Raw genomic sequence first — 25,683 nt, 5'->3', positions numbered from 1 at the left:
TCATGAAGAAGGCCGTGACCGCGAACACAAGCAGCGCGACCAAGACGGACGGCGCTTCGCCTTCCAAACTGATCGACGGCAGGATCAAGGAACTCGGCGACTGGCGCGGCGAGATGCTGGGGCGAATCCGCGGCCTGATCAAGCAGGCCGATCCTGAGGTCGTCGAGGAATGGAAATGGCGCGGCGTTCCCGTGTGGGAGCACGACGGCATCATCTGCACCGGCGAGACCTACAAGGCCGTCGTGAAGCTGACTTTTGCAAAGGGCGCGGCGCTGGACGACCCGGCCGGCCTGTTCAATTCCAGCCTCGACGGAAACGTGCGGCGCGCGATCGACATTCGCGAAGGCGAGAAGATCAACGAGAAAGCGTTGAAGGCACTCATGCGCGCGGCGGTGGAGCTGAATGGGTCCAAGAAGAAGCCGGCGAAGAAGCGATCGACTTAGACCACGTCAAGTCGACGCAAATTCTTGGTGACGGCCAGAGCAAGCGCCTCGTCCTTCGAGACGACCGCTCCGCGGTCTCCTCAGGATGAGGCTAAGCAGAAGCGCTGTCTGTCGACATAGCTCCCGCACACTCCGTCCTCATCCTGAGGGCCCGCCAGAGGCGGGCGTCTCGAAGGATTGGCCGCGGGCGAGCTATCCGCCACGTCGATGTTCCAGTAGCTGCCAGCCGCCTCAGGCCGCCACCGGGATCGGGCGCGGGCTTACGACATATTCGCGCAGGACCATGTCGTTGGCATCGACCTCGATCAGCGAGACGTCGTAAGTCCAGAGATCGGCGAGGTGCTGGAGCACGCGCTTGGCGTCGGTCTCGTTGAGCTGCGAGCCCTTGATGACGTGGTGATGCAGGATCAGCCGGCGGTCGCCGGAGAGATCGACGTCGACCACTTCGATGTTGGCATCGATGAAGCCGACATCATGCTGCCGCGCCAGCTCGCGCCGCACCCGGCGGAAGCCGCGATCGTCGTGAATGGCATCGACCCGGATGCCGGCGCGCTCCTCGGGATCGTCGTGCAGGTGGAACATGCGGAAGTGCCGCATCAGCTTCGGGCTCAGGAACTGCGCGATGAAGCTTTCGTCGCGGTAGTTGGCCCAGACGTCGCGCAGCACACCCATCACGTCGTTCTTGCCGGCAATGTCGGGGAACCACTCGCGGTCCTCGTCCTCCGGCCGGGTGACGATGCGCTCGATATCCTGCATCACGGCAAAGCCGAGCGCATAGGGATTGAAGCCGGAGAAGCGCGGATCGTCGAATTCGGGCTGGAACACCACGTTGGTGTGCGACTGCAGGAATTCGAGGAAGTTGCCGTCGGAGATGCGGCCTTGCTGATGCAGCTTGGTCATGATGCGATAGTGGACGTAGGTCGCCGTCCCCTCGTTCATCACCTTGGTCTGGCTCTGCGGATAGAAATATTGCGCGATGTGGCGGACGATGCGCAAAAGCTCGCGCTGCCAGGGCGCCAGCCGCGGCGCGCTCTTCTCCAGGAAGTAGAGCAGGTTTTCCTGCGGCAGGCCGAGCAGCTTGCGGCGGCGTTCGATGCTGAGCGCGGAGCGGGTCTTCGACGCCCCCTTCGGCACGGTGCGCCAGAGGTCGTTGAAGACCTCCTCCTCGTGCTGACGGCGGCGCCCCGCCCGCTTTTCCTCGGCGCGCAGATCCAGCTTCTTCTTGCCGGGATAGCGGTCGATGCCGTGCGACATCAGCGCATGCGCGGCATCCAGGGTGCGCTCGACCTCGACGCGGCCGTAGCGCTCCTCGCAGGTCATCACGTAGTTCTTGGCAAAGTCGAGATAGTCCAGAATGCCGTCGGCGTCGGTCCACTGCTTGAACAGATAGTTGTTCTTGAAGAAGTGGTTGTGGCCGAAGGCGGCGTGGGCGATCACCAGCGTCTGCATCGTCGCCGTGTTCTCCTCCATCAGATAGGAGATGCAGGGCGAGGAGTTGATCACGATCTCATAGGCAAGCCCCATCAGGCCCTTGCGATACGAGGCCTCGTGGAACGCGAAGTGCTTGCCGAACGACCAGTGCTTGTAGAACAGCGGCATGCCGACGGACGAGTAGGCATCCAGCATCTGCTCGGCGGTGATCCTCGATCTGGTTCGGATAGACGTCGAGCCCGAGATCCTTCGTCGCCACCTCCTCGCAGGCATCGGTGATGCGCTGCAACGTGCGGAAATCCCAATCGGCGCCTTCGAACAAGCGTTCCGTCATGGAGCGGCTTTCTCCTGGGAAGTTTCGCGGCGCTGGAACAGATCGTGGAACACCGGGAAGATCTCGCTGCGCTCGCTGACCTTGCGCATCGAGAGCGGTGCGCCGCTGTTGCGCAGGCGGTCGTAGAGGGTCCAGAGCGAGGAGTCGGAGAGATCGAAGGCGCTGCCGCCGGCCTCCCCGACCTCGAGATAGGCAAAGAACTGGCAGACCGGCAGGATCTTGTCGGTCAGCAGCATGCCCGTGAGCTCGCCGTCGGAATAGGAATTGTCGCCGTCGGAGGCTTGCGCGGCGTAGATGTTCCAGTCCGCCGGATTGAAACGCTCGCGCACGATCTCGTGCATGGCGTGGAGCGCGCTGGAGACCAGCGTGCCGCCCGAGGCCGGACCGTAGAAGAAAGTCTGCTCGTCCACCTCCTCGGCGCGGTCGGTGTGGCGGATGAAGACGATCTCGACATGCTTGTAGCGCCGCTTCAGGAACACGTAGAGCAGCATGTAGAAGCGCTTGGCGAGATCCTTCATGTGCTCGGACATCGAGCCGGAGACGTCCATCAGGCAGAACATCACCGCCTGCGCGACCGGCCGCGGCACCTTCTCGTAGCGGCGATAGCGGATATCGAGCGGATCGACGAAGGGAATGCGCTTGGTCTTTGCCTTCAGCTTTTCGAGCTCGGCGAGCAGCAGCACACGCTCGTCCTCGTCGGTGCATGCCGCGATCGCGGCTTCCAGTTCCTCGATCTCCTCCTTGCGGGGACGCTTGAGCGCGATGCGCCGCGCCAGCGCGAGCTTCACCGTCCGGCTGACCGAGATGTTGGCGGGCGAGCCGGACGTGGTGTAGCCGGCGCGCTGGATGCCCTCGCTCTCGGTCTGCGCGATCTTGCGCTTGGCAAGATCCGGCAGCTCAAGGTCGTCGAGGAACAGATCCACGAACTCGTCGCGGGAGAGGACGAAGCGGAACGCGTCCTCGCTGTCGCCTTCGCCGGGACCGGAATCCTTGGCGCTGCCCTGGCCGGATCGCTGGAGGTAATCGCCCTCGATGAACTTCTTGTTCCCGGGCAACACCATGTCGCGCGTTCCGCCTTCACGGCGGAAACGCGGCTCGTGCATGCCGTCGAGCGGTATCGTGACCTCACCACCCTCCAGGACGTCCTTGATGTCGCGTTCCTGCGAGGTCTTCTTGACGGCGCCCTGCACCAGGGATTTGGCCCGACGCAAGAACCGCTGCCGGTTCTCAAGACTCTTGCCGCCTGGATTCAGGCGCCTGTCAATAATGTGAATGGGCACTTTTCCATCCGCTCCATCCGCCTCAACCGGCCTGCTTCACACGCATGTACCATTCGACGAGCCGGCGAACCTGACGCTCGGTGTAGCCGCGCTCCACCATGCGTGCGACGAACTCGCCGTGCTTCTTCTCCGTCTCGCCGTCCTTCTTCGACCCGAAGGAGATGACCGGAAGCAGGTCCTCGACCTGCGAGAATATCCGCTTTTCGATCACGTCGCGAATCTTCTCGTAGGAAATCCAGGTCGGATTCTTGCCTCCGTTCTGGGCCCGCGACCGTAACGAGAATTTGACCACCTCGTTGCGGAAGTCCTTCGGGTTGGCGATGCCCGCCGGCTTCTCGATTTTGGTCAGTTCCTGGTTCAAAAGCTCGCGATCGAGCAGCTGGCCGGTGTCGGCATCCTTGAAGTCCTGATCCTCGATCCAGGCATCGGCGTAGTCGACGTAGCGGTCGAACAGATTCTGGCCGTAATCCGAGTAGGATTCGAGATAGGCCTTCTGGATCTCGTTGCCAATGAACTCGGCGTAGCGCGGCGCCAGGTCCGCCTTGATGAATTCGAGATAGCGCTTCTCGACTTCCTCCGGGAGTTGCTCGCGGCGGATCGACTGCTCCAGCGCGTACATCAGATGCACGGCGTCGGCGGCGACTTCCTGCGGATCGTGGTTGAAGGTCGCAGCCAGGATCTTGAAGGCAAATCGGGTGGAGACGCCGTCCATGCCTTCGTCGACGCCGGCGGCATCGCGATATTCCTGGACGCTCCGTGCCTTCGGATCGGATTCCTTCAGGCTCTCTCCGTCATAGACCCGCATCTTGCCGAACAACGTGGAGTTCTCGTGCTTGCGCAGGCGCGACATCACCGAGAACCGCGCCAACGTCTCCAGGGTCGAGGGTGCGCACGGCGCGGCCGCCAGCTCCGAGCCCTGGATCAGCTTTTCGTAGATCTTCTGCTCTTCGGTGGCCCGGAGGCAGTACGGCACCTTGATCACGCAGATGCGGTCGATGAAGGCCTCGTTGTTCTTGTTGGCCTTGAAGCTCGACCACTCGGCTTCGTTCGAGTGCGCGAGGATCACGCCGGTGAACGGGATCGCGCCGATATTCTCGGTGCCGATGTAGTTGCCCTCCTGCGTTGCGGTGAGCAGCGGGTGCAGCATCTTGATCGGCGCCTTGAACATCTCGACGAATTCAAGGATGCCCTGGTTGGCGCGGTTGAGGCCGCCCGAATAGCTGTAGGCGTCGGGATCGTTCTGCGCGTAGGTCTCGAGCTTGCGGATATCGACCTTGCCGACCAGCGAGGAGATGTCCTGGTTGTTCTCGTCACCAGGCTCGGTCTTGGAGACCGCGATCTGGCGCAGCCGCGACGGCTGGATTTTTGCGACTCTGAACTGAGAAATGTCGCCGCCGAAGGCTTCCAGCCGCTTGTAGCACCACGGGCTCATCAGGCCGGTGAGGCGACGGCGCGGAATGCCGTACTTCTCTTCCAGCATTGGTCCGAGATGATCGGGATCGAACAGGCTGAGCGGGCTTTCAAACACCGGGCTCAATTCATCGCCGGCTTTGAGCACGTAGATCGGCTGCACTTCCATCAGCGACTTGAGCCGCTCGGCGAGCGAGGATTTGCCGCCGCCGACCGGGCCGAGCAGATAGAGGATCTGCTTGCGCTCTTCGAGCCCCTGCGCCGCGTGACGGAAGAAACCGACGATGCGCTCGATGGTTTCTTCCATGCCGTAGAAGCCGGCGAAGGCCGGATAGGTCCGGATGGTGCGGTTCAAAAAAATACGGCCAAGGCGTGGGTCCTTGGCCGTGTCAATCGTCTGAGGCTCACCGATCGCTGCTAGCAGTCGTTCGGCCGCGTTCGCGTATTTCATGGGATCGCTTCGACACGATTCCAGATATTCCGCCATCGACATGTCGTGTTGGCTTCTCGCCTCGAACGACTTAGCGAAAGCGTTGAATAGAGAATCGTTATACATGATCCCTCTCCGCGTGAGTTCCGCCACAAGCTGAAACGAAAGCAGTTACCGGACCGTTCCTCAGGCCGTCTCGAATCAGCGTGAGCACATGACGATCATTGGACACCCTGGTGCCAACACGACGCAACGCACAACGTAGGCACTCGTTGAGTTACGAACAGGCACATGCCTGTAATTTGTGCGAATCTGTATCTATCTTCGCTCATTTCCAGAAAATGTCACTTGGTCGCAACATCCGGGCATTACCGGGGATGAGCCCATCCGGCACTGCAACATGGAGCGATCTGCGAGCGGCAATCTTATGACGCTTGTACGGCGAAGCCTTGCGTGCCGCGTTCATCTTCCTGCTGCAATGCGGTGCGCGCAGCGCTCGCAGCATGACAATCGTGGCAAGCGCGCAGCAGTGTATCAAAATCGGTCGCCAAACCCTCGGAGCGGATGACAATCCGTTCATTCTGCCGTTCATTCTCCGCGCGGGGCGCCAAGGTGCTGATGGTGCAGAGCTGCCGCTGCAAGGCCGGCGTCAGCGTCAGCACGATCGCCTTGTGGCCGCGGCCTTCCTCAGCCGAAATCTCCGCAATCGAGTCCCACAGCAGAAATTCGTTGCCGATGCGGAGGTCGCGGATGCCATAGGGGGTGACGATCACCACCGGTCCCCGCTCGGCGGGCAGCAGCCAGATCAGCCGGCCGGTCACCAGGCCGAACAGCACGACGCCGGCATAGCCGACCGTCGTATCGTAGTCGCCCAGACCGTCCCACCAGTCGAAGGCAAGGGTCGCGCTGAACAGGGTCAATGCGAAACCCGCCGCGACCAGCAGCCGCAGCTGGGTCGTACATGGACTGATTTCGAGATCGTGGGTCGCATCGATGCATGCGGCCGGCGCGACCGATTGCGGGCTGTCGGCAACAGCGAGCGTAAGGCGGTCATGATGTGCGTGCATGCTTTTCCCCAGCATGGCCATTCGCGGCCGAGCGACGATCTATCAGGCGGACCGTAATCCGCTGATGACACTCCACGCAGACTGGGCTGACGAGACGAAGCGGCTACGTTGGTAACGAGCCCTTGGCCATTGTTCCGGCCGACGACTTTTTACGCAACACGGCTACTTCCGCCTGGATCGCCATGATCGCGACGGAGTTACACTGGAGGGTAGACGCCTTAGTCCCCTTGATTGGTTCCCTCCCGGGAGCATGTAGGCTAGAGGATAGCGCGTCAGGACCGGCGCGGAAACCCCTCGCCCGCAGGCTTGGAGATAAATAAACATCATGAATCCCGTCAAAGAACTGGAAAAGCACGGACAAGCCGTCTGGCTGGACTTCCTGGCCCGCGGCTTCATCGCCAAGGGCGACCTGAAGCGGCTGATCGACACCGACGGCGTCAAGGGCGTCACCTCCAACCCGTCGATCTTCGAGAAGGCGATCGGCAGTTCGGACGAGTATGACGCCCCGATCGGCAAGGCGCTGAAGCGCGGCGACCGGACCGTGGCCGACCTGTTCGAGGCCGTCGCGATCGAGGACATCCAGAACGCCGCGGACGTGCTCCGCCCGGTCTATGACCGCCTGAGGGCCGGCGACGGCTATGTCAGCCTGGAAGTTTCGCCCTATCTGGCGATGGACACCGCCGGCACGGTCGCCGAGGCGCGGCGGCTCTGGAAGGATGTCGACCGCAAGAACCTGATGGTGAAGGTGCCGGCGACGCCGGAGGGCCTGCCGGCGATCGAGACGCTGATCGGCGACGGCATCAGCATCAACATCACGCTGTTGTTCGCCAGGGACGTCTACCTCCAGGTCGCCGAGGCCTATCTCGCCGGTCTGGAAAAATATGTCGCCGGCGGCGGCGACCCGTCGCACGTGGCGAGCGTCGCGAGCTTCTTCGTCAGCCGCATCGACTCGGTCGTCGACAAGCAGCTCGACGAGAAGATCGCCCGCGCCAACGATCCATCCGAGAAGGAGCGGCTCGCCGCGCTGAAGGGCAAGGTCGCGATCGCCAACGCCAAGGTCGCCTACCAGGATTACAAGCGCCTGTTTTCCGGCGCGCGCTGGGACAAGTTGGCTGCCAAGGGCGCCAAGCCGCAGCGGATGCTGTGGGCCTCCACCGGCACCAAGAACAAGGACTACAGCGACGTCCTCTATGTCGAGGAGCTGATCGGTCCCGACACCATCAATACCGTGCCGCCGGCGACGCTCGACGCGTTCCGCGACCACGGCAAGCCGCGCGACAGCCTTGAAGAGAACGTCGACGACGCCCGCCGCGTGCTGGAAGAACTGGAGCGCTCCGGCGTCTCGCTCGAGGCGATCACCGAGGAGCTCGTCAAGGACGGCGTCAAGCAGTTCGCCGATGCCGCCGACAAGCTCTATGGCGCCGTCGCCCACAAGCGGGCGACCGTGCTCGGGCCTGCGATCGACCACCAGCTTCTCTCGCTCGGCGACGGCCTCGGCAAGGCGGTGGCCAAGAGCACCGAGGAATGGCGCGCCTCGGCAAAGATCCGCAGGCTGTGGCAGCGCGACAAATCGGTCTGGACCGGCACCGACGAGGACAAATGGCTCGGCTGGCTCGACAGCGCGGCGAAGGCCGACGTCGCCGACTACGAGGACTATGCGAGCCGCGTGAAGGGCCAAAAGTTCTCCGATGCCGTCGTGCTCGGCATGGGCGGATCGAGCCTCGGCCCCGAGGTGCTGGCCGAGACTTTTGCGCGGAAGTCCGGCTTCCCGAAATTGCACGTGCTGGATTCCACCGATCCGGCACAGGTCCGGGCAATGGAGGCCAGGATCGACATCGCCAACACCGTGTTCATCGTGTCCAGCAAATCCGGCGGGACCACCGAGCCGAACGCGATGAAGGATTATTTCCACGAACGCGTCGCACAGGCGGTCGGGCCGAAAGTGAAGACCGGCCATCGCTTCATCGCGGTGACCGATCCCGGCTCGTCGCTGGAGAAGGCGGCGAAGAGCCTCAACTACGCCCGCATCTTCCATGGCGAACCCTCGATCGGCGGCCGCTATTCGGTGCTCTCGCCGTTCGGCCTGGTGCCGGCGGCGACCGCGGGCATCGACGTCAAGACGCTGATCAAGCACGCGCTCTCCATGGCCCGCTCCTGCGGACCCGACGTGCCGCCAGGTGAGAACCCGGGCGTCCAGCTCGGCCTTGCCATGGGCCTCGCTGGCCTCGAAGGGCGCGACAAGGTGACGATCCTGTCGTCGAAGAAGATCGCCGATTTCGGCGCCTGGGCCGAACAGCTGATCGCGGAATCGACCGGCAAGGAAGGCAAGGGCCTGATCCCGATCGCCGGCGAACCGCTCGGCGAGCCCGCGCTCTACGGCAACGACCGCTTCTTCATCGACATTCGCACCGAAGGCGAAGCGGACCCAGCGCATGACTCCAAGCTTGCCGCGGTCGAAGCCGCCGGCCATCCCGTCGTGCGCATCGTGATGAAATCGATCGACCATCTCGGTCAGGAGTTCTTCCGCTTCGAGATGGCGACGGCGGTCGCCGGCAGCATCCTCGGCATCAACCCGTTCGACCAGCCGGACGTGGAAGCGGCCAAGATCAAGACCCGCGAGCTCACCGCGTCGTTCGAGAGGACCGGCGCATTGCCGGCCGAACAGCCGGTGGTCAGCACCGACGAGGCCGATCTCTACACCGACGAGGCCAACGCCACGGCGCTGCGCGCCGCCGGCGCCAACGGCGACCTCACCTCGTGGCTGAAAGCGCATCTCTCCCGCTCGGGCCATGGCGACTATGTCGCCCTGCTCGGCTACATCGCGCGCGACAAGGCGACGATCGACGCACTCCAGACGATGCGTCTCGAAGTGCGCGAGAAGCGTCACGTCGCGACCTGCGCCGAGTTCGGGCCGCGCTTCCTGCATTCGACCGGGCAGGCCTACAAGGGCGGGCCCGACAGCGGCGTGTTTCTCCAGATCACGGCCGACGATGCCAAGGACTTGTCGGTGCCGGGCCAGAAGGCGAGCTTCGGCGTGATCAAGGCCGCGCAGGCGCGCGGCGACTTCGACGTGCTCACCGAGCGCGGCCGGCGCGCGCTCAGGGTCCACCTCAAGGGCGGGCTCAAGAAAGGCCTCGCGGCGCTCAACGCCGCGCTTAACGATGCGCTGAATTAAGGAATATCTCGATGCAACTCGGCATGATCGGCCTCGGCCGGATGGGCGGCAACATCGTTCGCCGCCTGATGCGCCATGGTCATACGACCGTGGTCTACGACAAGGACGCCAAGGCCGTCGCGGGTCTCGCCGCAGACGGCGCGCAGGGCTCGGCGACGCTGGAAGAGTTCGTCGCCAAACTGGAGCGGCCGCGCACAGCCTGGGTGATGCTGCCGGCCGGCCACATCACCGAGACGACGATCGACACCATCGCGGGCGTGATGCAGGCCGGCGACGTCATCATCGACGGCGGCAACACGTTCTGGCAGGACGACGTCCGCCGCGGCAAGGCGCTGAAGGAGCGCGGCATCCATTATGTCGACGTCGGCACTTCAGGCGGTGTCTGGGGGCTCGACCGCGGCTATTGCATGATGATCGGTGGCGAGAAGCAGGTGGTCGACCGGCTCGATCCGATCTTCGCCGCGCTTGCGCCCGGCGCCGGCGACATTTCGCGCACGGAGGGACGTGAGGGGCGCGATCCCCGCATCGAGCAGGGCTACATCCACGCAGGCCCCGTGGGCGCCGGTCATTTCGTCAAGATGATCCACAACGGCATCGAATACGGCCTGATGCAGGCCTATGCCGAAGGTTTCGACATCCTCAAGAATGCCAACATCGAGGCCTTGCCGGCGGATCATCGCTATGATTTCGACCTTGCCGATATCGCGGAGGTCTGGCGGCGCGGCAGCGTGATCCCGTCCTGGCTGCTCGACCTCACCTCGACGGCGCTCGCCGACAGCCCTGCATTGGCGGAATATTCCGGCTTCGTCGAGGATTCCGGCGAAGGCCGCTGGACCGTGAATGCGGCGATCGACGAGGCCGTGCCGGCCGAAGTTTTGACCGCGGCCCTCTACACACGTTTCCGTTCCCGCAAGGAACACACCTTCGCCGAAAAAATTCTCTCCGCAATGCGCGCGGGTTTCGGCGGCCACAAGGAGCCGAAGCAGCCGGGCGCTTCGAAACCCAAATAAGAGCCGAAGTAACAAGTAACAGAGCGAAGGCCGATCATTCGTGACAAAAGACCCGCAGGCCAAGCGCAAGCCCGAAAATTGCGCCTTCGTCATCTTTGGCGCGACCGGTGACCTCACCCATCGGCTGGTGATGCCGTCGCTCTACAATCTCGCCGCCGAGCACCTGCTGCCGGAGAAGTTCTGCGTCGTCGGCGTGGCCCGCAACCGTCAGTCGGATGACGAGCTGCGCGACAGCCTGTTGAAGGGCCTGCGCCAGTTCGCGACCCGTCCCGTGGACGACGACATCGCCCGAAAGCTGCTGGAATGCGTGACCTTCGTCGAGGCCGATCCGAAGGATCCCCCGTCCTTCGACCGCTTGCGCGCGCATCTGGATTCGCTGGAATGCGCGCAGGACACCGGCGGCAACCGACTGTTCTATCTGGCAACGCCGCCTGCCGCGTTCGCGCCGACTGCGCGCGAGCTCGGCCGCACCGGCATGATGAAGGAGAACGGCGCCTGGCGTCGGCTCGTAATCGAAAAGCCGTTCGGCACCGATCTCGCGTCAGCCAAGGCGCTGAATGCCGAGCTCTTGAAGATCATGGACGAGCACCAGATCTACCGGATCGATCATTATCTCGGCAAGGAGACGGTGCAGAACATCCTGGTGCTGCGCTTTGCCAACGGCATGTTCGAGCCGATCTGGAATCGCAACCATATCGATCACATCCAGATCACCGTGGAGGAGAAGCTCGGCGTCGGCCATCGCGGCGGCTTCTACGATGCCACCGGCGCACTGCGCGACATGGTGCCGAACCATCTGTTCCAGCTGATGTCGCTGGTCGCGATGGAGCCGCCGGCGCGGTTCGATGCGCATTCCGTGCGCTCCGAAAAGGCCGACGTGCTGACGTCGATCCAGGAGCCGACCCGGGAAGAGGCGCTGAAGAATTCGGTGCGCGCGCAATATCTCGCCGGCCGCATCGGCGACGACGAGATCACGGACTATCGCAAGACCGAGGACGTCAAGCCCGGCAGCACCACCGAGACCTTCGTCGCGCTGAAGCTGATGATCGACAATTGGCGCTGGGCCGGCGTGCCGTTCTATCTGCGCACCGGCAAGGCGCTCGGCCACAAGCGCACGGAAGTGGCGATCAAGTTCAAGCAGGCGCCGCTGTCGATGTTCTCAGGCACGGATGTCGACCGCCTGTCGCAGAACTTCCTCACCATCGGCATCGCGCCGACCGAGACCATCGAGCTGCAGTTCAACGCCAAGATTCCGGGGCCGAGCATCACCATCGACGGCGTCGAGATGAAATTCCGCTACGGCGACTATTTCCGCGCCGACCCCTCGACCGGCTACGAGACGCTGATCTACGACTGCATGATCGGCGACAACATCCTGTTCCAGCGCGCCGACGGCATCGAGGCCGGATGGCAGGCGGTGCAGCCGTTCCTGGACGCCTGGAAAAGTGAAGGCACCAACGGCATCGAGACCTACTCCGCCGGCAGCGACGGCCCCGCCTGCGCCGATGAGCTGCTCCGGCGCGACGGGCGAAGCTGGCGGAAGTTTACGTGATGGCAGCGGCCGACCAGCCGAAGCTGATCGTCGAGGCCGATGCCGAGGCGCTGGCGCAGGCCGCAGCCGAACGGGTGATGGCGCGGATATCAGCCAATCCCGGGCGGATCGCGATCTGCCTCACCGGCGGCTCCAGCCCGAAGAAGCTCTATCAATTGCTCGGCAGCGAGGCGTATCGCGGCAAGATCCCGTGGGACCGCGTGCACTGGTTCATCGGTGACGAGCGTTTCGTGCCTTCGAGCGATCCCCTCAACAACATGGCAGTCGCGCGCGCGACCTTTCTCGACCGCAATGCGCCGTCCGGGCATATTCACCCGATCCCGACCACGGCTGAAAGCCCCGAAGCGGGTGCCGAGGCCTATGCGCGCGAGCTTCAGTCCTTCTACGGCGCCGAAAACCTCGATCCGGCACGGCCGCTGTTCGACATGGTCCTGATGGGCGCGGGCCCGGACGGCCACACCGCCTCGCTCTTCCCCGGCTACCCCGCGATCGAGGAGACCGCACGCTGGGTGGTCGGCGTCCCCAAGGCCAATGTCGCGCCGTTCGTGCCGCGGGTGTCGCTGACCCTGCCCGCCTTGGCCTCCTGCCGCGAAATGCTGTTCGAGATTGCCGGGCACGACAAGCAGCCGATCTTGACGCGCCTGCTCAATGGCGAGACTCTGCCGGCTGTACGCGCGCGCTCGAATGGTGAGACCGTCTGGCTGGTCGACCAGGCCGCGCTTCCGGAGGGAATTCGTGGCGGGCGTTGAAGCACCTTGTGCGTTGATCGTGATGGGCGTGTCGGGTTCAGGCAAGAGTACGGTTGCGGAGGCGCTCGGGCAGCGGCTCGGCTGGCGTTTCGAGGACGGCGACAGCTTTCACCCAGCCAGCAATGTCGAGAAGATGCGGGCGGGCCATCCCCTCACCGACGAGGACCGCTGGCCCTGGCTCAACGCCATCGCCGACGAGATCGACCGGGTTTGCGACAAGGGCGAGCACGTGATCATCGCCTGCTCGGCGCTGAAGCACACCTATCGCGACGTGCTGCTGCGCGGACGCGACGACGTCCGCTTCGTCTTCCTGAGGGGCACCAAGGAGCTGATCGCCGCCCGCCTCGCGCAACGCAAGGGCCATTTCATGCCGCCCGGACTGCTGACGAGCCAATTCACGACGCTGGAGCCGCCCGAGGCCGGCGAGCACGTCGTCACCGTCTCGATCGACGAATCTGTCGAGGCGATCGTGGACGGCGTGGTCCGGCAATTGAAGCTGAGCGGGGCGAAACGCTGAGGCCGACAAACCCTGAGGTCCTGCCATGACGAAAATCTCACTGGTCGTCTCCGACGTCGACGGCACGTTGCTGACCAAGGACAAGACGCTGACGGAGCGCGCGCGGTCCGCGGTCCAGCGGCTGCACAAGGCCGGCATCGGCTTCACCATCACCTCCAGCCGCCCCGCGATCGGCATGCGGTTCCTGGTCGAGCCGCTGGCGCTCTGGCTGCCGATCGGCCCGTTCAACGGCTCCTCGATCGTCGATCCCGAGATGCATCCGGTCGAGCAGCACCTGATCCCGGCGAGCGCCGCCGAGCGGTCCTTGCAGATCCTCCGGGAGTTCGGCGCCGACATCTGGCTCTTCACCACCGACAAATGGCTGATCGACAACCCTGATGGTAAATACGTCGCGCACGAGCAGCACACGATCCGCTCCGATCCCACCATCGTAACGGATTTTTCGCCGTACCTTGCGAGCGCCTGCAAGATCGTCGGCGCCAGCGCCGATGCCGCCGGCCTGGAGCGTTGCGAGAAGGCGATGCAGGAGGCGCTCGGCAGCGCGGCCACCGCGGTGCGCTCGCAGACCTATTATCTCGACATCACCCCGCCCGGCTTCGACAAGGGCACCTTCGTGCAAGCCATGGCCAAGCGCCTTGGGATTTCCACCGACGCGGTCGCCACCATCGGCGACATGCAGAACGACCTTGCGATGTTCCGCGTCAGCGGCACCTCGATCGCCATGGGCAATGCCACCGACAGCGTCAAGGACCAGGCCACCCACGTCACCGCAACCAACGAACAGGACGGCTTCGCGGAGGCGATGGAGGTGATTTTGAAGCGGAACGGGGTGGGCTGAGATCTGATGAGATGAGACTCGACTGACGCCGCGACGGAGGTGCGTTCCCTCCCCCCTTACTTCGACCGCTGAACCGCCGGCTTCTCGCTCTCCTGCCTCGCGGCCGAGAGATTGTGCGCGGTGTTGATCAGCGCGATGTGGGTCAAGGCCTGCGGGAAATTGCCGGTCTGGCGTTGGGCGCCTGAATCATATTCTTCGGCCAAGAGGCCGACGTCGTTCGCGATGCCGACCACGCGATCGAGCAAGGCTTGCGCCTTGTCGAGATCACCCGCCAGCACATGCGCATCGGCCAGCCACAGGCTGCACGCCAGGAACGCACCCTCGATCGGCTGCGTCTCCTCGGACACTTCGCGTGGATCGTGGCGCAGCACAAAACCGTCGCGCATCATGTGTTTCTCGACGGCGGCGATGGTGCCCCGAATGCGCGGGTCCGATGGCGGCAGGAAGCCGACGGCCGGCAGCAGCAGCACACTGGCATCAAGCAGCTTTGAACCATAGAAGTCGACGAAGGCATTCTCCTCCGCGTCAAATCCCTTGTTGCAGACATCGCGATGAATGGCTTCGCGCAGGGCACGCCAATGTAGGAGCGGCGCCTTGAAGCCAAAGGTCTCGGCGCTCTTGATGCCGCGGTCGAAGGCGACCCAGGTCATGACCTTGGAGAACACGTAGTGCTTCGGCTGTCCACGCAGCTCCCAGATGCCGTTGTCGGGATGGTCCCAGACCTCGGCGAGATGGTTGAGCACGGCGCATTCCAGCGCCCAGGTCGTCTCGTCGTCGAGCTTCAGCTTCGCCATGCGGACTGGTGGAAGGCGTCGATCAGTTCGCCGTAGACGTCGAGCTGGAGCTGGAGCTGCGCATGCGCGGCGTTGCCGACGCGCACCGGTTGGGCGCCCTCATAACCGTCGAGCCAGCCCGCTTCCCATTCCAGCAGACGCCGCTGGCCCCAGATGCCGTACATGATCTGCATGTCCGCCGGCGAGCCTGCCGCCGCGCGCAGCAGCCAATTGTGCCAGGCCAACGCTTCCTCGGTGTAACCCGAGTTCATCAGCGCCAGCAGCGTGAAGGTCGCATCGCGCAACCAGCAGAAGCGGTAATCCCAATTCCTGGCGCCGCCGAGCTTTTCCGGCAACGAGGTGGTGGGCGCCGCGACGATGCCGCCGGTGGGGGCGAAGGTCAGCGCCTTCAGCGTGATCAGCGAGCGTACGATCAGATCGTGATATTCGCCGTCGCGGGTGCAGCGGCTGCACCATTCGTTCCAGAATTTCTCTGTCTCCTGGAAGGCGATCTCCGGATCGATCGGCGCGGGCGGATCGAGATGCGAGGGGCCGTAGGTCAGCACGAACGGCACCGTCTCACCGGCCTTCACGTCGAAGTCGGAGACCGTGGTCAGATCCTCGCCGCGGGTCTCCACCGGGGTGCGAAGCACCGTCATGTCCTGGCCGGCGATCGCCAGCAGCGAATGGTCGATGCGTCGCACCCAGGGAATGTCGACGCCGAAGCCGAAGCGGATGACGAGCTCCATCCGCATCTTCACCGTGCCCGTGAGGCCGCGGACCAGCCGCACGATGTCGGAGGCCTTGCCGCGCGGCGGCATGAAGTCGATCAGCGCAACGGCGCCGCTCCTGGTCTCGAAGCGCGTTTCGAGGATGAGGGTGTTGCCGAGATAGCGGCGCGAGATGGAGGTCGTGTCTTCGCCCGGCGCGATCAGCCAGCGGCCGTTCTTGTGCGTGCCGAGGATCGCGGCAAAGCAGGCATCGGAATCGAAGGCCGGCCAGCACAGCCAGTCGATCGAGCCGTCGCGCCCGACCAGCGCTGCGGTCTCGCAATCGCCGATCAGCGCATAGTCCTCGATCCTCTGAGCCAATGTGTCACGAGCCCCGGAAAATCCGCCGTTTCAACTCCCGCCGGTCAACGAGCGTTCCCGCGTCGCCGCCTTCAAGGCCGTAACATCGACCTTGGCGGCGATCTTGTCGAGCGCCACCGGCAGGCGCTGGCGCCAGTTCGGATGCTCGTCGATCGTACCGGGAATGTTGGGCTGGTCAATCACGCCGAGCAGATCCTCCAGCGACACCGCCAGCAGACGCGACGGCGTCCGCGACAGGAAGGCGAGCACCGAATAGAGATCGTTGGCGTTGATGCCGTTCTGGCGCAGGATCTCGTCGAGCCTGCCGAGCGCATCCCAGCGCGCCTGGTCGTTCTCGCCGGAGTCGAGCCCGAGCGAGCGCTTCATCTTGAGATCGCCGAAGGAGCGCCAGCCGGCATAGGTGCACAGATCATGCGTGTTCAGCGTGACCAGCGCATTGGGCCGGTAATGGTCGGCATTGCGGAAGCGGCCGGCATCGTCGCGCTCGAACATCATGACGAGGTAGGACCAGATGCCGAAATCCTGCATCGTCTCGCGGAAACCTTCCGGGACGGTGCCGAGGTCCTCGCCGATCACGATGCATTTGTGCGCCGCGCTCTCGCGCACCACGGCGCCGAGCAGCGCCTCGAACGGCATCTGCACATAGGCGCCGTTGTCCGGCTTGAAGCCGCGCGGCACCAGATACAGCCGTTTCAAGCCAAGCACGTGATCGAGCCGGATCGCGCCGGCATGGCGCATCGAGGCGGCCAGCATGTCGGCGAACGGCACGAAGGATTGCGCCTCCAGACCACCGGCATTGAAGCCGGCAAGGCCCCAATCCTGCCCGACGGTGTTGAGCACGTCGGGCGGCGCGCCGACGGCAAGATGGCGCGAAATCGCCATCTGCTCGTTCCAGGCGTCGAAGCCGTTGGACTGCACGCCGACGGCGCGTCGAGATAGAGCCCGACGCGCATGCCGAGCTGGCCGGCCAATTCCTTGGCGGCATGCAATTGGCTATCGGCCGTCCATTGCACGAATTCGACGAACTCGACCTCACGCTTGTCGGGACCGTTGCGGAGCTCGGCGCATTTGGCTTCATCCGGCTGCTGCCACTCTTGCGGCCATTCCCACCAAGGCCCGGTGAAGCGATGCCGCAGCACCTCGAAGCAGGCAAAGCGGGACAACAGCGGCGCGCGGTCCGCGCGGAAGGCGTCGAATTCCTTGCGGCGCGCCTCGCTCGCGCTTGTCACGAAACTGTTGTAGGCGGCGCGCAGGCCGAGCCATTTCAGCGCCGCCATGTCCGCATAGGGCACGCGATCGCCTTCGCGCAGCCGCGCGGTGGTCGCAGCCGCGTCGGGGACGAGGTCGGCGGAAAATTCCGGGATCGCCTCGACGTCGATATAGAGCGGGTTGAGAAACAGCCGGCTGTTCGGCGAATAGGGGCTGCAATCGGCGGGGTGGTTGTCGAACAGGACATGCAGCGGATTGAGCCCGACGCCATCGGCGCCGAGCTGCCTGGCGAGCCGGACGAGATCGGCGAGGTCGGTGAAATCGCCGATGCCCCAATTGCGCTCCGAGCGGACGCTGTAGAGCTGCACGGCGAGCAACCAGCCTCGGGCTAAATCGCCGCCGAAGGCGCGTTCGGGCGCCACGATCATCGGCACCTCTTCCGCAACACCCTTGGCATCGGTCAGCGTCAACCGGTGATAACCGAGCGGCAGGCCGGCGGGCCAGGCGATCACAGGCTCGTGGGTCTCGCCTTGCGCGATCACATTGCCGTTTGCGCGCAATGTCCATTGCAGCGGCGGCGCGCCGATTGTCGTCAATTCGGTGCGCGGATGTCCCAGGGCGCGCACCACCACGGGCCCGCCGACGAAGCGGTAAACCCGCTTCTCCGGCAGGGCCTCGAGGATGGATTTGAGGGCCACGGGATCGGTGACCCGCAGCTTTCCGAGGGCATCGACGAATTCGGACTGAACGCCCTTGATCCGGGCTTGAGCTAAAAGATCCATTCGGCACGCAGCTTGCAGGCCGTCATCCGGCCGGGGGCAGGGAATTTAACGAGGTCGTGGAAGAGGTTAGTCGGGGCTAACTCGCAGACCGTGCCTGCCGTTCCCAAGGGAACCAATGACACACAAGCGGCTTTCTATATTGGTATCAAGCGTAGGTTCCCGACAAGGGAAACGGGCTCCTGCTTTCTTGTCAATGGCATCACCGTGAACAAGACAATTCAAACTGTCGAGAGTGCCGCAGCCGGCGGCGCTTTCCTCATCGAAGATATCTATCCCTCGATCGACAGCGGCCGTTTCGCCGTGAAGCGGATTGCGGGCGAACGGGTCGACATCTGGGCCGACATTTATCGCGACGGCGACGCGGTGATCGGTGCCGCGCTGATCTGGCGAGGAGAGCAGGACCGAGAATGGCGGAGCGAGCCGATGATCCATCACGGCAATGACCGCTGGTCCGGCGCGTTCACCCCCGTCGAGCCCGGCCAATATGTCTATGCGATCGAAGCATGGACCGACGAATTCGCCACCTGGTCGCACGGGGTCGAACGCAAGCGACGCGCCGGCGCGGACGTCAGCCTCGACGCGATCGAGGGCGCCGGCCTCCTGACCAAGGCACATGGCGCCCGGCAGGACGCCGCGGCGGTCATCGTGAAGCAATGCGAGGATTATCTTCAGACCGGCGATGTTGGCTCGCTGCTTGCAGCCGATCTCGGCGCGGCCATGGCCGAGAGCCAGTCGCGGCCCGACCTGACCCGCTCGCAGAACTTCCCGCTGATCGTCGACCGCGACAAAGCGCGCTTCGGCGCCTGGTATCAGATGATGCCGCGCAGCCAGAGCCAGAGTCCCGGCCGGCATGGCACGCTGCGTGACTGCATCGCGCGCGTGCCCGACATCGCCGCGATGGGCTTTGACGTGCTCTACTTCACGCCCATCCACCCCATTGGCCGCACCCGCCGCAAGGGCCGCAACAATGCGCCGGTGGCGACCGAAGGCGATCCCGGCTCGCCCTATGCGATCGGCACGGCCGAGGGCGGGCACGATGCACTGCATCCCGAGCTCGGCACGATCGAGGATTTCCGCGCGCTGGTCGCGACCTGTCTCGAATACGGCCTCGAGCTCGCGCTCGACTTCGCCGTTCAATGCTCGCCGGACCATCCCTGGCTGACGCAGCATCCGGAATGGTTCAAATGGCGGCCGGATCGCTCGGTGCGGACGGCGGATGATCCCTATTCGGACATCGTCGTCCCCGATTTCGCCTCCGTCGACAGGGCCGGGCTGTGGAACGCGTTTCGCGATGCCATGCTGTTCTGGATCGACCACGGCGTCACCATCTTCGCCATCGACAATCACGACACCGCGCCGCTTCCGTTCTGGGAGTGGCTGATCAGCGACATCCGCCGCCGCCATCCCGAGGTGATCCTGTTCTCCAAGACCTTCGCGCGGCCGAAGCTGATGAAGGGCCTCGCCAAGCTCGGCTTTGCACAGTCCTTCAGCTATTTCCCCTGGCGCACGGCGAAATGGGAGCTGGAGCAATATCTGGGCGAGCTGACGCGCTATCCCGAGCGCGATTTCTACCGGGCGAACCTGTTCGTGAGCACGCCCGACCTGCTGCCCTATCATCTCCAGGGCGGCGAGCCCTGGGCGTTCAAGTCGCGGGTCGCGCTGGCCGCGACGCTGTCCGGCAGTTACGGCATCTACAGCGGGTTCGAGCTGCTGGAGCATGACGCGATTCCCGGCCGCGAAGAATATCTCGATTCCGAGAAATACCAGATCAAGCCGCGCGACTGGGACCGGCCCGGCAACATCAAGCCCTACATCGCCGCGCTCAATCGCATCCGCAACGATAACGCCGCACTTCAACAAATGGAGAATTTGCGCTTCCTCGGCGTCGAGGACGGCGAGACGATCGCCTTTGCCAAGGAGGCGGCCGATCCAGCCAACACCGTCGTCGCGGTCATCGCCCTCTCGGGCCATGTCCGCGAAGTCTGGTTGCCGCTCGGCGACCTCACCATCGACGCCGGCGGCGCACACCGCCACGTCACCGCACTCGAAAATCTCATCACAGGCGAACTGTCCCGCATCGAATGGGGCGGGATCAAATTACATATAGATCCCGACCGCGACCCGGCGCTGCTGTTCCGCTGCCTGGCGTAAGGATCACGCCATGAATGTTTTGTCTTCCGTCGACACCCAAAAAGCCGAGGCAGCCGAGATCGTGGATGAACTCTGGTACAAGGACGCCATCATCTACCAGCTCCACGTCAAGGCGTTTGCCGACAGCAACCATGACGGCATCGGCGATTTCGCCGGACTGACCGAGAAGCTGCCCTATCTCCAGGAGCTCGGCGTCACCGCGCTGTGGCTGTTGCCGTTCTATCCATCGCCAGGACGCGACGACGGCTACGACATCGCCGACTACGGCTCGGTCAATCCCGATTTCGGGACGATGAAGGACTTCAAGCGCTTCATCCAGGAAGCGCAGAAGCGCGGCCTGCGCGTCATCACCGAGCTCGTCGTCAATCACACCTCCGACCAGCACAAATGGTTCAAGCGCGCGCGCCGCAGCCATCCGGGCTCGAGCGCCCGCAACTGGTATGTCTGGAGCGACACCGACCAGAAATACCAGGGCACGCGGATCATCTTCACCGACACCGAGAAGTCGAACTGGACCTGGGACCACGAGGCCGGGGCGTTCTACTGGCACCGCTTCTTCTCGCACCAGCCGGACCTCAATTTCGACAATCCGCGTGTGGTCAGCGCCCTGATCCAGGTCATGAAGCGCTGGCTGGATGCCGGCGTCGACGGATTCCGCCTCGACGCCATCCCCTATCTCTGCGAACGCGACGGCACCAACAACGAGAACCTCCCCGAGACGCATGCCATCATCAAGCGCCTGCGTCAGGAGCTGGATTCCTATTCGAAGGGCAAGCTGCTGCTGGCCGAGGCCAATCAATGGCCGGAGGACGTGCAGGAATATTTCGGCCGCGGCGACGAGTGCCACATGGCCTACCACTTCCCGCTGATGCCGCGCATCTACATGGCGATCGCGCAGGAAGACCGCTTTCCGATCACCGACATCTTGCGCCAGACGCCGGACATTCCCGCAAGCTGCCAATGGGCGCTGTTCCTGCGCAACCATGACGAGCTGACGCTGGAGATGGTCACCGACGTCGAGCGCGACTATCTCTGGACCACCTACGCCAACGATCCCCGCGCCCGCATCAATGTCGGCATCCGCCGGCGCCTCGCGCCGCTGATGGACAATGACCGCCGCAAGATCGAGCTGATGAACTCGCTGCTGCTGTCATTCCCGGGCACGCCGATCATCTATTACGGCGACGAGATCGGCATGGGCGACAACATCTATCTCGGCGACCGCAACGGTGTGCGCACGCCGATGCAGTGGAGCCCGGACCGCAATGGCGGCTTTTCCCGCTGCGATCCCGCCCGTCTCTACGCGCCGCTGATCATGGACCCCGTCTACGGCTACGAGTCGGTGAACGTGGAGGCGCAGTCGCGCAGCCTGTCCTCGCTGCTCAGCGCTACCAAGCGCCTGATCTCGGTGCGCAAATCGACCCTCGCCTTCGGCCGCGGCACCATGACCTTCATCCGCCCGGCCAACCGCGCCGTGCTGGCCTATGTCCGGCAGTACAACGACGAGGTGATCCTGTGCGTCGCCAACCTCTCGCGCGCAGCCCAGGCGACCGAGCTCGACCTGTCGCCGTGGAAGGACCGCATTCCGCAGGAGATGCTCGGACGCACGCGTTTTCCGCCGATCGGCGAGGTGCCCTACATGATCACGCTGGGGCCCTACGGCTTCTACTGGTTCCAGCTCACCGAGCGCAACAAGTCCGAGCCGGTGACGCCGCGCGCGGTGCCTGAGTTCGAGACGCTGGTGGTGCCGGTCAATTCGACCTGGGTGTCGCTGGCGCGCGAGCGCGGCGTGTTCGAGCATGAGGTGCTGCCAGGCTTCCTGTCGCGCACGCGCTGGTATCCCGAGCAAGATCCCAAGCAGATCAAGCCGACGCTGACCTCGGCGGTGCCGTTCTGCGACATCGGCGACAACAGGCCCTGGATCGCGGTCTTCGAAACCCCGCAACAGGATGCCACGGCGCGCTACGTGCTGCCGATGCAGATCGAATGGGTGCGCTTCGACCGCGAACGCTTCAACCCGAAGGCGCTCGCCGCCGTGCGTCAGGGCGCGCGCGAAGGTACCTTGCTCGACGTTGCGACCGAGCAGATCTTCATCGGCCTGTTCCTGCGCAATCTGTCGCAGAACCTGGTGGTGGAAGAGAACAATCTGCGTCTGGAGTTCAAGGCGACCAGCCGGTTCGCCGATTACATCATCAAGGAGCCCGAACGCATCCGCGCCATCGAGCAGTCGAACAGCACGGCGCTGGTCGACAACCAGTACGTCGCCAAGATCTATCGCCAGCTCAAAGGCGGCATCAATCCCGAGATCGAGATTGGCTCCTACCTCACCGACGTCGCGCACTTTGCCAATACGCCGGCGCTGCTCGGCAGCGTCGAGCTGGTCGAAGGCGATCGAAGCAGCGCGGTCGGCGTTCTGCACGCCTATGTCGAAAACCAGGGCGACGGCTGGGCCGTCACCACGGGTTATCTCGACCGCTATATCGACGAGCAGCGGTTGGCGCCGATGAGCGAAGCGCCTCGAGAGACCCAGGAGCAGGCGCCTTACCTGCACTTCATGGCGCAGATCGGCCGGCGGCTCGCCGAGCTGCACGTGGCTCTCGCCGCCGCAAGGCCCGACGATCTCGCGCCGGAGCCGATCGGCCCCGCGCAGGTCGAGCGCTGGGCATCCGAGCTCAAGGCACGGGCCGAGCGGATCTTCGAACGGCTGGCCGACAGCCGCGACGGCCTGCGCGAGACCGACCGGCCTCTGATCGACCAGCTCGTCGCGGTGCGCGCGACCCTGCCCGACCACCTCAATGCGCTCTTGCCATCCGACATCGTCGGGTTGAACATCCGTCATCATGGCGACTTCCGCCTCGGGCAAATTCTGATCGTGAAGGACGATATCTTCATCATCGACTTCGACGGCGATCCGCGTCTGCCGCTGGCCGACAAGCGGCGTAAGGCACCGGCCGCACGCGACGTCGCCGGCCTGATCCGCTCGATTGAGCTTTCGGTTAACACAGCGCTTAGCCGCGCGCTGACGGGCGCATCCGACGAGCAGGACCGGCTCGCGACCGCACTCGGCGAATGGCGCGAACGCGCCGCCGCGACATTCCTTAACGCTTACCGCGAAGCCATGACCGATCGCCGGCTGTGGCCGGAAGATCGGCAATCCGCGGAAGGCCTGTTAAGGTTTTTCCTGCTTGATCAAGCATTCGACGAAGTAGAGTACGAGCTGTCCCACCGGCCTGAGGGGCTCCGCGCGCCGCTGACCGGACTGCTTCGCATTCTGTCCAATGAGAGCGAAGCCCATGCCTAAACTGCCAGCCGAGGCCTACGCGATCATCGAGGGCCGCCACTCCGACCCCTTCCATTATCTCGGGTTGCATCCCGAGGGCGGCAAGAGCGTGGTGCGCGCGTTCCTCCCCGAGGCCACCAATGTCGAGGCGGTGGGCGAACATGGCGAGGTGGCGAAGCTCGATCGCGTCCACGCTTCGGGCCTGTTCATCGGCGCCTTGCCGAACGGCTCGAAGCGCTATCAGCTCCGCGCCAGGTTCGGCGACAACATCGTCGAGTTCGAGGACGCCTATCGCTTCCCGCCGATCCTGACCGATTTCGATCTCTATCTGCTCGGCGAAGGCACCCATCAGCGCCTCTACGACAAGCTCGGCGCGCATCCGATGCGGCTCGAAGGCATCGACGGCATCGGCTTCGTCGTGCTGGCGCCGAATGCGCGGCGCGTGTCCGTGGTCGGCGACTTCAATTTCTGGGACGCGCGGCGCCATCCGATGCGGGTCCGCGGTGCCGGTTATTGGGAGCTGTTCATCCCGCACGCCAAGGGCGGCGACCACTACAAGTTCGATATCATCGGGCCGCACGGCCACCAGTTGCCGCTGAAGTCCGATCCCATGGCCTTTGCGAGCGAGGTGCGGCCGAAGACGGCTTCCATCGTGTTCGACGAGGCACATCTCGCGCGCCCGCGCCCGGCGCCGGATGGCATCAACGCGCTCTCGGCGCCGATGTCGATCTACGAGGTCCATCTCGGCTCCTGGCGCCGCAAGAACGGCGACGAATGGCTCACCTATCGCGAGCTGGCCGAGCAGCTGCCGGCCTATGCTCGCGACATGGGCTTTACCCATCTCGAATTCCTGCCCGTCAGCGAGCATCCGTTCGACGGCTCCTGGGGCTATCAGCCGACCGGCCTCTATGCGCCGACCAGCCGCTTCGGCGGGCCTGAGGATTTTGCCGCGCTGGTCGATGCCTGCCATCGCGAGGGCGTCGGCGTGCTGCTCGACTGGGTGCCCGGCCATTTCCCTGACGATCCCCACGGGCTCGGCAGCTTTGACGGCACCTCGCTCTACGAGCATGCCAATCCGCTCCAGGGCCGCCACCTCGACTGGGGCACGCTGATCTACAATTACGGCCGCACCGAAGTGACGAACTTCCTGGTGTCGAATGCGCTGTTCTGGCTCGAGCGTTACGCGATCGACGGGCTGCGCGTCGATGCGGTCGCCTCCATGCTCTATCTCGACTACAGCCGCCCGCCGGGCGCCTGGATTCCGAACCAGTATGGCGGCCGCGAGAACATCGAGGCGATCGCGTTCCTGCGCCGCTTCAACACCGAATTGTTCGCGCGCTTCCCGCAGGCGACCACGGCGGCCGAGGAATCCACCGCGTGGCCGCAGGTCTCGCGCCCGGTCGAATTCGGCGGGCTCGGCTTCGGCTACAAGTGGAACATGGGCTGGATGCACGACACGCTGAACTACATCAGCAAGGATCCGATCCACCGCAAGCATCATCACGGCGATATCCTGTTCGGTCTGCACTACGCGTTCTCGGAGAACTTCATTCTGCCGCTGTCGCACGACGAGGTCGTGCACGGCAAACGCTCGATCCTCGGCCGCATGCCCGGCGACGAGTGGCAGAGGTTTGCGAATTTGCGCGCCTATTACAGCTTCATGTTCGGCCATCCCGGCAAGAAGCTGTTGTTCATGGGCGCGGAACTCGCGCAAAGCCGCGAATGGAATCACGACCAGTCGCTCGACTGGCACCTGCTCGAATACAAGTACCATTCCGGCATCCAAGCGTTGATCCGCGACCTCAACCGGCTCTATCGCGCGGTGCCGGCGCTGCACCAGATGGATTGCGAACCGGCCGGCTTCGAATGGCTGATCACGGATGACGCCAACCGCAACGTGTTCGCCTGGCTGCGCAAGGGATTCGACGAGCACGCACGGTGTCTCGTGATCATCAACTTCTCGCCCAACGTCTATCGCAACTATCGCGTCCCCGTGCCCTTCGCCGACAAGTGGAAAGAGGTGTTCAATTCGGACTCCGCCCATTACGGCGGCACCGATGTCGGAAACATCGGCGAGGTTCATGCCGCTGGCAGCAAGGTGCCCGAGCTTCGCCTCACCGTTCCGCCGCTCGCCGCGATCTTCCTCGTTCCGGAAAGCTGA

13 protein-coding genes and 3 pseudogenes are annotated in these 25,683 nt (G+C 64.1%); 10 read left to right on the top strand and 6 right to left on the bottom strand.

Annotated elements, in window-relative coordinates; genetic code table 11:
• Positions 1–2: 2 nt before the first annotated feature.
• Positions 3–443 carry a DUF1801 domain-containing protein gene (locus HAP41_RS11120; RefSeq protein ID WP_166102421.1) on the top strand — a complete coding sequence of 147 codons (441 nt, stop codon included), beginning with the start codon at positions 3–5 and terminating at the stop codon, positions 441–443.
• A gap of 231 nt (positions 444–674) precedes the next feature.
• Here HAP41_RS11120 and HAP41_RS11115 read toward each other — a convergent pair.
• The 4 genes and pseudogenes from HAP41_RS11115 to HAP41_RS11100 all read right to left on the bottom strand — a co-directional run bounded on the left by HAP41_RS11115 (position 675) and on the right by HAP41_RS11100 (position 6,416).
• A pseudogene (locus HAP41_RS11115) lies at positions 675–2,208 on the bottom strand (SpoVR family protein).
• Entirely contained in the window at positions 2,205–3,482 is a 1,278-nt protein-coding gene (locus HAP41_RS11110) for a YeaH/YhbH family protein (RefSeq protein WP_176400485.1), read from the bottom strand. The pseudogene HAP41_RS11115 and the gene HAP41_RS11110 overlap by 4 nt, the downstream one beginning before the upstream one ends.
• A gap of 28 nt (positions 3,483–3,510) precedes the next feature.
• Entirely contained in the window at positions 3,511–5,454 is a 1,944-nt protein-coding gene (locus tag HAP41_RS11105; RefSeq protein ID WP_063981411.1) for a PrkA family serine protein kinase, read from the bottom strand.
• A gap of 299 nt (positions 5,455–5,753) precedes the next feature.
• Positions 5,754–6,416, bottom strand: coding sequence for an STM3941 family protein (locus tag HAP41_RS11100; protein ID WP_166102428.1), 663 nt, complete (start codon positions 6,414–6,416; stop codon positions 5,754–5,756).
• Positions 6,417–6,720: 304 nt separating this feature from the next.
• On the opposite strand from HAP41_RS11100, the gene HAP41_RS11095 reads away from it, so the two are divergent.
• The 6 genes from HAP41_RS11095 to HAP41_RS11070 are packed head-to-tail and all read left to right on the top strand — an operon-like array spanning position 6,721 to position 14,236.
• A complete protein-coding gene (locus HAP41_RS11095) occupies positions 6,721–9,570 on the top strand; it encodes a bifunctional transaldolase/phosoglucose isomerase (RefSeq protein WP_166102430.1) in 2,850 nt (949 codons plus the stop codon).
• 11 nt (positions 9,571–9,581) lie between these two features.
• Positions 9,582–10,580, top strand: coding sequence for a phosphogluconate dehydrogenase (NAD(+)-dependent, decarboxylating) (gene gnd, locus HAP41_RS11090; RefSeq protein WP_166102432.1), 999 nt, complete (start codon positions 9,582–9,584; stop codon positions 10,578–10,580).
• Positions 10,581–10,620: 40 nt separating this feature from the next.
• Positions 10,621–12,132, top strand: coding sequence for a glucose-6-phosphate dehydrogenase (zwf, locus tag HAP41_RS11085; protein WP_166102436.1), 1,512 nt, complete (start codon positions 10,621–10,623; stop codon positions 12,130–12,132).
• Entirely contained in the window at positions 12,132–12,881 is a 750-nt protein-coding gene (gene pgl, locus HAP41_RS11080) for a 6-phosphogluconolactonase (protein WP_166102439.1), read from the top strand. The genes zwf and pgl overlap by 1 nt, the downstream gene beginning before the upstream one ends.
• Complete coding sequence (locus tag HAP41_RS11075; RefSeq protein WP_166102445.1) at positions 12,868–13,398, top strand: gluconokinase; 531 nt, start codon at positions 12,868–12,870, stop codon at positions 13,396–13,398. Before pgl ends, HAP41_RS11075 begins: the two co-directional genes overlap by 14 nt.
• 25 nt (positions 13,399–13,423) lie before the next feature.
• A complete protein-coding gene (locus HAP41_RS11070; RefSeq protein WP_166102449.1) occupies positions 13,424–14,236 on the top strand; it encodes an HAD family hydrolase in 813 nt (270 codons plus the stop codon).
• Positions 14,237–14,292: 56 nt separating this feature from the next.
• Here HAP41_RS11070 and HAP41_RS11065 read toward each other — a convergent pair.
• Positions 14,293–16,100 (bottom strand): annotated as a pseudogene (locus tag HAP41_RS11065) (glycoside hydrolase family 15 protein).
• Positions 16,101–16,130: 30 nt separating this feature from the next.
• Positions 16,131–18,091, bottom strand: a pseudogene (gene malQ, locus HAP41_RS11060) (4-alpha-glucanotransferase).
• 204 nt (positions 18,092–18,295) lie between these two features.
• Between malQ and HAP41_RS11055 the strand changes: the two are divergent.
• Genes HAP41_RS11055 through glgB form a run of 3 tightly spaced genes read left to right on the top strand, consistent with a single transcriptional unit; the run spans position 18,296 to position 25,683 of the window.
• Complete coding sequence (locus HAP41_RS11055; protein ID WP_166102463.1) at positions 18,296–20,242, top strand: maltotransferase domain-containing protein; 1,947 nt, start codon at positions 18,296–18,298, stop codon at positions 20,240–20,242.
• Positions 20,243–20,252: 10 nt separating this feature from the next.
• Positions 20,253–23,543, top strand: a complete 3,291-nt coding sequence (gene treS / locus HAP41_RS11050) for a maltose alpha-D-glucosyltransferase (RefSeq protein WP_166102467.1) — start codon at positions 20,253–20,255, stop codon at positions 23,541–23,543.
• On the top strand, positions 23,536–25,683 hold the full coding sequence (gene glgB / locus HAP41_RS11045) for a 1,4-alpha-glucan branching protein GlgB (RefSeq protein WP_166102472.1): 2,148 nt from the start codon (positions 23,536–23,538) through the stop codon (positions 25,681–25,683). Before treS ends, glgB begins: the two co-directional genes overlap by 8 nt.

It is taken from the genome of Bradyrhizobium barranii subsp. apii, from assembly GCF_011516635.5.
GTDB lineage: Bacteria > Pseudomonadota > Alphaproteobacteria > Rhizobiales > Xanthobacteraceae > Bradyrhizobium > Bradyrhizobium barranii.
This window is presented reverse-complemented; position numbering and strand designations above follow the sequence as displayed.